The 6,995-nt window shown below is 56.9% G+C and carries 10 protein-coding genes and 1 pseudogene; 6 read left to right on the forward strand and 5 right to left on the reverse strand.

Going from position 1 to position 6,995, the window contains the following annotated elements; translation table 11 throughout:
* Positions 1 to 12: 12 nt before the first annotated feature.
* Positions 13 to 183 carry a hypothetical protein gene (locus tag BG52_RS15885; protein WP_190287442.1) on the reverse strand — a complete coding sequence of 57 codons (171 nt, stop codon included), beginning with the start codon at positions 181 to 183 and terminating at the stop codon, positions 13 to 15.
* Positions 184 to 311: 128 nt separating this feature from the next.
* Between BG52_RS15885 and BG52_RS02430 the strand changes: the two genes are divergently transcribed.
* Together BG52_RS02430 and BG52_RS02435 are read left to right on the forward strand one after the other, a co-directional pair.
* The gene (locus BG52_RS02430; RefSeq protein WP_036582794.1) at positions 312 to 545 is read left to right on the forward strand and encodes an alpha/beta-type small acid-soluble spore protein; all 234 of its coding nucleotides are present in this window, start codon (positions 312 to 314) and stop codon (positions 543 to 545) included.
* A 266-nt stretch (positions 546 to 811) separates the two neighbouring features.
* Positions 812 to 1,102 carry a hypothetical protein gene (locus BG52_RS02435; protein WP_223298899.1) on the forward strand — a complete coding sequence of 97 codons (291 nt, stop codon included), beginning with the start codon at positions 812 to 814 and terminating at the stop codon, positions 1,100 to 1,102.
* Here the strand turns inward: BG52_RS02435 and gerQ are convergent.
* Both gerQ and BG52_RS02445 read right to left on the reverse strand, forming a co-directional pair.
* Positions 1,099 to 1,671, reverse strand: a complete 573-nt coding sequence (gerQ, locus tag BG52_RS02440; RefSeq protein ID WP_449578273.1) for a spore coat protein GerQ — start codon at positions 1,669 to 1,671, stop codon at positions 1,099 to 1,101. The two genes, BG52_RS02435 and gerQ, sit on opposite strands and share 4 nt — an antisense overlap.
* Positions 1,672 to 1,686: 15 nt before the next feature.
* Positions 1,687 to 2,109, reverse strand: a complete 423-nt coding sequence (locus BG52_RS02445) for a cell wall hydrolase (RefSeq protein WP_036582831.1) — start codon at positions 2,107 to 2,109, stop codon at positions 1,687 to 1,689.
* Positions 2,110 to 2,329: 220 nt separating this feature from the next.
* Between BG52_RS02445 and cyoE the strand changes: the two genes are divergently transcribed.
* On the forward strand, positions 2,330 to 3,202 hold the full coding sequence (gene cyoE, locus BG52_RS02450) for a heme o synthase (RefSeq protein WP_036582786.1): 873 nt from the start codon (positions 2,330 to 2,332) through the stop codon (positions 3,200 to 3,202).
* A 75-nt stretch (positions 3,203 to 3,277) separates the two neighbouring features.
* Entirely contained in the window at positions 3,278 to 4,222 is a 945-nt protein-coding gene (locus BG52_RS02455) for an AEC family transporter (protein ID WP_036582781.1), read from the forward strand.
* Between the two features lie 10 nt (positions 4,223 to 4,232).
* Here the strand turns inward: BG52_RS02455 and BG52_RS02460 are convergent, their stop codons facing one another.
* Positions 4,233 to 4,613 carry a toprim domain-containing protein gene (locus BG52_RS02460; RefSeq protein WP_036582778.1) on the reverse strand — a complete coding sequence of 127 codons (381 nt, stop codon included), beginning with the start codon at positions 4,611 to 4,613 and terminating at the stop codon, positions 4,233 to 4,235.
* 102 nt (positions 4,614 to 4,715) lie between these two features.
* The gene (locus BG52_RS02465; RefSeq protein WP_036582775.1) at positions 4,716 to 5,867 is read right to left on the reverse strand and encodes an MFS transporter; all 1,152 of its coding nucleotides are present in this window, start codon (positions 5,865 to 5,867) and stop codon (positions 4,716 to 4,718) included.
* A 158-nt stretch (positions 5,868 to 6,025) separates the two neighbouring features.
* On the opposite strand from BG52_RS02465, the gene BG52_RS02470 reads away from it, so the two are divergent.
* Positions 6,026 to 6,493: a hypothetical protein gene (locus tag BG52_RS02470; protein ID WP_036582773.1), complete on the forward strand. Its 468-nt coding sequence runs from the start codon at positions 6,026 to 6,028 to the stop codon at positions 6,491 to 6,493.
* Between the two features lie 80 nt (positions 6,494 to 6,573).
* Positions 6,574 to 6,995: pseudogene (locus BG52_RS15890) on the forward strand (transglutaminase domain-containing protein); the annotation flags it as partial.

Here is a 6,995-nt window from a genome sequence, read left to right on the forward strand (position 1 = left end):
AAGGCGCCGCCGTTATTTCATTCTCCGCAAACGCGCTTTATAGATGAAGCCGGAGGCGATGCTGGTCAGGGTCAGAAGCAGAAACAGCACGGCGATCCACCCGCTATAGCTGATGGAAACGGCGGTTGCGATCATGAGCAGGACGGAGACGACTGCGAACAGCAGAGACATTTTTTTGGACACGGCGAATACTCCTTCATAAATTATTTTTCAATTAAGGCGACTCTCCGGATATTATGGGGAAAGCGGCGCATAATAAGTTTGCAAGCTTGCAAAACCACTACAGCTTAGAGGACGAAAGGAGAATTCACATGGGTGGCCGTAACCGCAGCAGCAGCAGAAACGTTCTGGTCGTACCGCAGGCAAGACAAGCGCTGGAACAAATCAAATATGAAGCGGCGCAAGAGCTTGGCGTTCAAATTCCGCAGGACGGTTACTACGGCAATATCGCGACACGCGATGCCGGTTCCCTCGGGGGTTACATTACGAGACGGCTTGTGCAAATGGCGGAACAACAATTGTCCGGTGCCAACCGTCAATTCTAAGTATACCTACCGGAAGCCCGGAGCATCCCGGGCTTCTTTTTCCTGCGTGGCGCAACGCGGTTCCGCCGCGCGAGCGCAGGGCGTCACGCCCGCCGGGAGCTGATCGTGCCTCCGGGCGCTTCCGTTCTTTCATTGTGCCCGAATAGGAGTACGGCGTCAAATGGCGCAAGCCGTCTCGCGGCAGTCATTTCTTTGTCGTGTTATAATGGCTGCAGAGCATAGCGAGCATATTTGTCGCCTGTCCGGCGAACCGGCGGCGATCAGGGGTGACGCAATCGATGTACAAGCTGTTTGTTGAGTATCGGATCGAGCCGGAGCACCGCAAATCATTCCTGACATGGGCGGAAAAGGCAAAGAAACGAGAAACGGGCTTGATTATATATGAAGGCACCGATCAGCCCGGGTTGTTTGTTGAAATATGGGAGGCGGCTGGCGAATCCGAAGCCGAACGCAAAAAAGAAGAACGCTGCGCAGAGCGTTCTTTCGGGTCGGAAATGTTCGATTATGTGCCCGGCGGCAGAGATAAGGTGCATGCCTGGACGTTCCGGGCCGTTTAGGAGCCGGTGCCCGAGCCGGTTATACCCTGGCCGCGGGCCGCAGGGGTGGTGTTCGTAACGACGCCTCCCTGGAACGGATATTCATATACGATCGGCTGATCGAACGTGATGTAATCGAGATTGACGGTCAGCAGCAGATAACGCATGCCCGTAACCGGATCGCTGAGAATGATATGGTCGCGTCCGGCCGCTTCGATGAGGCCCCGGAACACTTTGGCGTTCCATTGCGAGTTGTTCTCGAACGTCATATAGACGGTTGCGAGTTTACCGCGGTTGAGCCGGACGATGTTCTCCACATAAGATTCCTCGACTGCGGGCAGCGTCACAATGTTGCCGCCGGTCGGCGTTACATACGAGCCGCTGGGGACACCCGGCGGCATGGCTGGCGACATCGGAGTGCCGATTGGACCGGGATAGGACGTATAAGCGCCCGGCATAGTGCCCGGATAAGCGGAGGGCATGCCCCCATATGGATACGAGCCGACGGCGCCTCCGGGATAGGCTCCTCCCGGACAGGATCCTCCCGGATAGGCCCCCAGGCTGCCGAATAGGTTGCTCAGCATGTTCATTTTTAATGTTCCTCCTTAATAGACGCTCGGACAGTCGGCGGCTCTCGGGGCGTAGAAGCAGTGCTTTTTAAACCGTCCGGTATTGCGCTGATTCCACCAGGTGGGCGGACAACCGCCGGCGGGACGAAAAAACCACAACGCATGGGATGCCGGATGCTGCCGCTCGCCGTTGACCACGCGCCGGGCCAGACGAAGGTCCTTGTTGCGCGCCCGTTGGTAAAAATACCCCTTTTGTGTCGCCTCAAAGCCGCCGGGCCGCTGATAGACCATTTGCGGAATGGTGCGGATGTTCTTGAAGTCCAAGCAATTGCCGCGAACCCGGTTGACCCCTACGTTGCCGACCATCAGCATGCCGAGCGGGCCCTCGCCTTCCGCTTCCGCCCGCATAAGGCGGGCCAGAACCCGATTATGCTCCGTGTTTGTCTTGATAACCGCCATATTATCGTCTTTCACTTCCTTTCTCATGCCTCACGGATTCCCGCCCATGGGCGTAACCACATGACATCATATTGTCGATAAGTGTATTTGGTTCCTTGTCAATTTAATGAACGTAAGGGCGCGAACATTGTCAACGGTTTGTTTTTTCGGTATGATTAAGTACGATTCACGGGCTTAAGGGGGCGAACATACCCCGGCGTCCGACTTTGGGAGGCCCGCTGTGCTAAAAGATTTATTGAATTTGACGAAACCGCGGATCATTCGCCTCAATCTGATTGCGGCCTTCGGCGGCTTTTGGGTAGCGTCGAAGTGGGAAATCGATTGGCTTCTGCTGGTTTGGATGCTGATCGGCTCCGCATTGACGATGGCGTCGTCTTGCGTTATCAACAATTATTGGGACCGGGAGCTCGACACGAAGATGGATCGCACGAAGGACCGTGCGCTGCCGTCTGGACGATTGGGCCCCGGTTTTGTGCTCGGATACGGCATTGTTCTCGGTATTCTGGGCGAACTGGTATTGTTTCTGGCCGTCGGTCCGCTTGTCGGATGGCTTGGCTTGCTCGGCATGTTCGTCTACATCGTGATCTATACGATGTGGCTGAAGCGCTCGTCCACCTGGAGCACTTCGATCGGCGGCGTTTCGGGGGCGATGCCTCCGGTCATCGGCTACTGCTCCGTCACGCAGGAGATCGATGCCGGCGCCTGGCTGCTGTTCGCACTGCTGTTCCTGTGGCAGCCTGCGCATTTCTGGTCGCTTGCGATCCGCCGGGTGGAGGAATACCGCGCCGCCGGCTTTCCGCTGCTGCCTGTCGTGAAAGGCATCCACCGTACGAAGCTTCAGATGATTCCGTATGTCGTGCTGCTGCTGCCCGTCGGCATTTTGATGTATGCCTACGGCTATACCGGTCTTGTTTTCCTGGCAATCTCCGTGCTCGGCGGCCTGTTCTGGGCGTGGCACACGCTGAAAGGCATGGGCGCGCGGAACGACGAGCAGTGGGCGAAGACCAACTTTCTCATCTCGGTTAACTACTTGATGGTCGTTTTTCTCGTGATGATCGTGAACACGACCGGGGACGGCGCCTGGCTGCCCTAAAGATAGGGGGAGAAGCCCCGTTGTCTATGCTTGGGAGGATCTACATTTCCCGTAAAAGGAAGCGATCGCGGCAATATGACGATATTTTTTCAAATTTTACTGAACAACGTGCTCCCGCTGTCCGTGATGATTGCCGTCGGCGTCATTTTGCAGCGGGCTTTTTCTTTGGACATCAAAACCTTGTCGAAGCTGAACTTCTATTTGTTTTCTCCCGCGATCATGTTCCAGCTGATCTATGAGACGCCGATCTCGGTTTCCGCATTCGGTCAGGTTATGCTGTTTATTGCGCTGTTTATGGCGGTTCAATTCGCGGCGGTTGAGCTTGTCATACGCGCCCGGGGTTATGGCGGCGGGATGAAGGCCGCCATGCGCAACAGCGTCCTTTTTTACAACAGCGCCAATTACGGGATTCCGCTGAACCAGCTCGTATTTGCGGGAAATCCGTTTACCCTTTCGGTTCAAGTGCTGGTCATGATGGTGCAAAATCTGGTCCCCAACACTTATGGGGTATACAATGTGAACGCCCATAAAGCGGATTGGAAGGCGATACGGCGCATTATAGTATCGATGCCTTCCATCTATGTCATTCCGTTGGCCTTTGCGATGCGCGGGTTAGAAATCCCGCTTCCGAATTCGCTGTATACGCCGGTCGGCTACCTGGCTTCCGCCTTCATCGGAACCGCGCTCATCACGCTTGGCGTCCAGCTGGGCAGCATGAGCTGGCGCATCAGCCGTTCGCTGGCCGCCGACGTCGGCTTTTCCGTCTGCTTGCGGCTGCTGGCCGGCCCCGCCTTGGCGTGGCTCATTATACTTGCTCTCACGCCGATCATCCGCTTCGACGAGTTGACCGCCGCTGCACTGATCCTATCGTCCGCCGTGCCGACCTCGCTCAGCAGCGTTCTGCTGGCGGTGGAGTTCGATAACGAGGCGGAATTCGCTTCACAAGCGGTGTTCGTATCGACCGTTCTGAGTGTCGTGACCGTTACGGTCGTCATTTATATGTTGAATGTTCAGATGTGAATGTAACGGATTACAACAATCCGTCCTCTTTGGTCCAACGTTCAATGGACGGCGCGGGCTCAGGATAAATGAGATACTCTTCAAGCCCTGCTTTTTCCAGCTGCTGGATTAAATATTCGTCAGGGGTTCCCTCTACGCCCGGATATCCCCTTCGCGTGTAGATATGGTCGGCATCTGGAAAGGCATCCCGCAGCATGCCGCGAATCCGCTTGCCGGAGGCGTCGTTGTCAGTGAAAATGTAGACATGGCGCCGGCCGACTTGCTTGCTCAGTTTATCCATCTGCAGCGATCCGGGCGTTCCGTAGGTGCACAATATTTCCACCTCGGGCGTTACGAGCCGCCGCAGTCTGCTCCGATCGCTTTTGCCTTCCACGATAATCGCGGCCTCCATCATGCATCCCTCCCGTACTTACATTGTACCCATTTCCCGGGAAATGTCGAAACAACGGCGAACAGGCCCGCATGGCGGGCCTGTTCTTATCATATCCGTTTGTCAGGCAATCGGGGCGGGCGGAGAGGCGGAATGCCCCGGTATCCGGTGCAGCGGCAGGACGCAGACGGCGAGCATCAGCACCGCGAATCCGATGAAATAAGGGGACAGAAAGTCGCGGACCATACCGGCGAGCATCGGGCCGAGAAAAGCGCCGACCGAGAAAGCGACGGACAGGATGGAGAACGTGCGTCCGTAACGGACGCCGCCGCTCAGCTGGATGAGCAGGGAGGACAAGGCAGGATAAATGATGCCCTTGGCCATGCCGATCAGCAGCAGCAGCGCCTCCAGCGGCAGCGGCACGCGGATAGCGACGGCGAAAAAGGTCAGCGACAGGAAGAACGCGCCCGTCAGCGTGCGCGCATAGGGGGAGTAGCGGTTGAGAAACAGCAGGCTAAGGGTGAAGAGAGCGCCCAGGCTTATAACGGAAAACAGGATGCCTGTTGTGAGGATGCCTTCGTCATCATGCGCCATGAGCGGGAGCTCAAAGGATAAGATCCCTTGCGCGCAGGCCATCGCAACCGGGAGCGCATAGACAAGCCATGGCATCGGGCCTGTCGCCGGCGCGGGCGGTCCTTCAGCGGTTTTCGCCGCTTCGACCGATTGTTTCTTGATATCCCGGATGAAGGCGAGGGCGCAGGCTGCGGTAGCGATCAGAATCCAGCCGAGCACGTAGAACGCCTGCTCGAAGCCGATTCGCGCGACGAGCAGCGCCCCGGCTGCCGGAGATACGACGGAAGCGAGGGTATGGACAAGTCCGTTGCCCGCCATGAGCTTGCCTTGCCCCACTTGGTCGGCGGTAATCCTCGCAAGCAGCGCCATGCACGCCGGAGAAAGAAAGGCCAGCACGAAGCCGCTGACGGAGCGGAGCGCGAGCAGCTGCCAAGGATCGGTTACACGCGATTGCAGCAGCAGGACACCCCCGGCGAGCAGCAGGCTGAGCACGATGAACGGCCGGCTTCCGAATCGGTCCACGCTGTAGCCTGCAATCAGATTGCCGGGCAGATGGGTGATCGAATACATGCCCATCATCAGGCCGATGAACGAGGGGGCGGCGCCCAGCGACACGGCGAACGGCGTAAGTATCGGATATTGGGCATGCAGGTCAAATACGGCAATGAAGGAAAACAGGTACAACCATATGGCCGTTTTCATGCATTCACTCTCCCGTCCGGCGTTAATTGCTCTACTTCTACTTGTACGTAACCAAGGGACGGGATATGTCTCGGCCCGTCCATCAGCCGTTTACGCGCGCATGGCGGGTAAGGTATAATGTTTGGTGTGGCCTGGGGCCGCAAGGTATAATAGGGGAGATGGCGTTGTTGGATCTATTTCTGAATTATGATATCGAGACATGGAAGGCATTCCTGCAGGAGCGCTGGCTGGTGCTGGTTCTGGCGCTTGTCGTGCTGCTGATTGTCATACGCGTAGTCAAAACGGTTATGAAGTGGGCCATCGTCGCCCTTATTATTGTCGGCGTGTTATTCTACAGTGGCTATACACTGCAAGATTTGAACATGGATACCGTGAAGTCGATCGGTTCGCAGGTTACGGACAGGGTTAAGCAGGAAGCGGTAAACGCGATGGCCGGCGAAGCGTCTCAGGCGGCGTTCACGGACAACGGCGACGGCTCGTATACGGTGACAACCGACAATCTGGAGCTTAAGGGCAAGCAGGGGGAAGATGAAGTTTCGGTTTCTTTCAGAGGCGTAACGCTCGGTAAATGGAAGATTGGCGAGGCGATCCGGTCGCTGATCGCAACGGCGAAAAGCAACGGCTAGACGTTTCAAAATAGAACCGCCGAAGAAACCGGCGTCGCTCGGGCGCCGGTTTTCCATCGGACGTCAGAGGAGGAACGAGGATGGAATGGGGCCGTTTGTCGGCATATGCGGAGCCTGTTGCATGGGTCGTCATCCTTATACTTGCAGTATCGTTGATTCAGGGCATGAGCAGAGGTGCGTCGGGATCCGCGAAGCACCTCTTCATTTTTGTTTGGGAGAGCTTCTGGACGGTGGTGTCTCTGCTGCTGGCCGCGCGTACCGCAAGGGCGCTGACGCCGGTCGCCGAGCAGTGGCTCGTCAATGTCGGCATAAGGGTACCCGTCAGCGATTTGAACGTTTGGCAGCAGGCTTGGTATACGTTCATCACCGGATTACGGGATCTTCCGCTCATGCGGTATGGAATACTGTTTCTGGCCGCTTATTTTGTGTACCGCAGCTTGTCCCGGCTGCTCGGCGTATTCGCGCTGCCGCTGCTGGCTGGCCGCGGACGCTTGCGCGAGGG

Source organism: Paenibacillus darwinianus (genome assembly GCF_000598065.1).
Taxonomy (GTDB): domain Bacteria; phylum Bacillota; class Bacilli; order Paenibacillales; family Paenibacillaceae; genus Paenibacillus_I; species Paenibacillus_I darwinianus.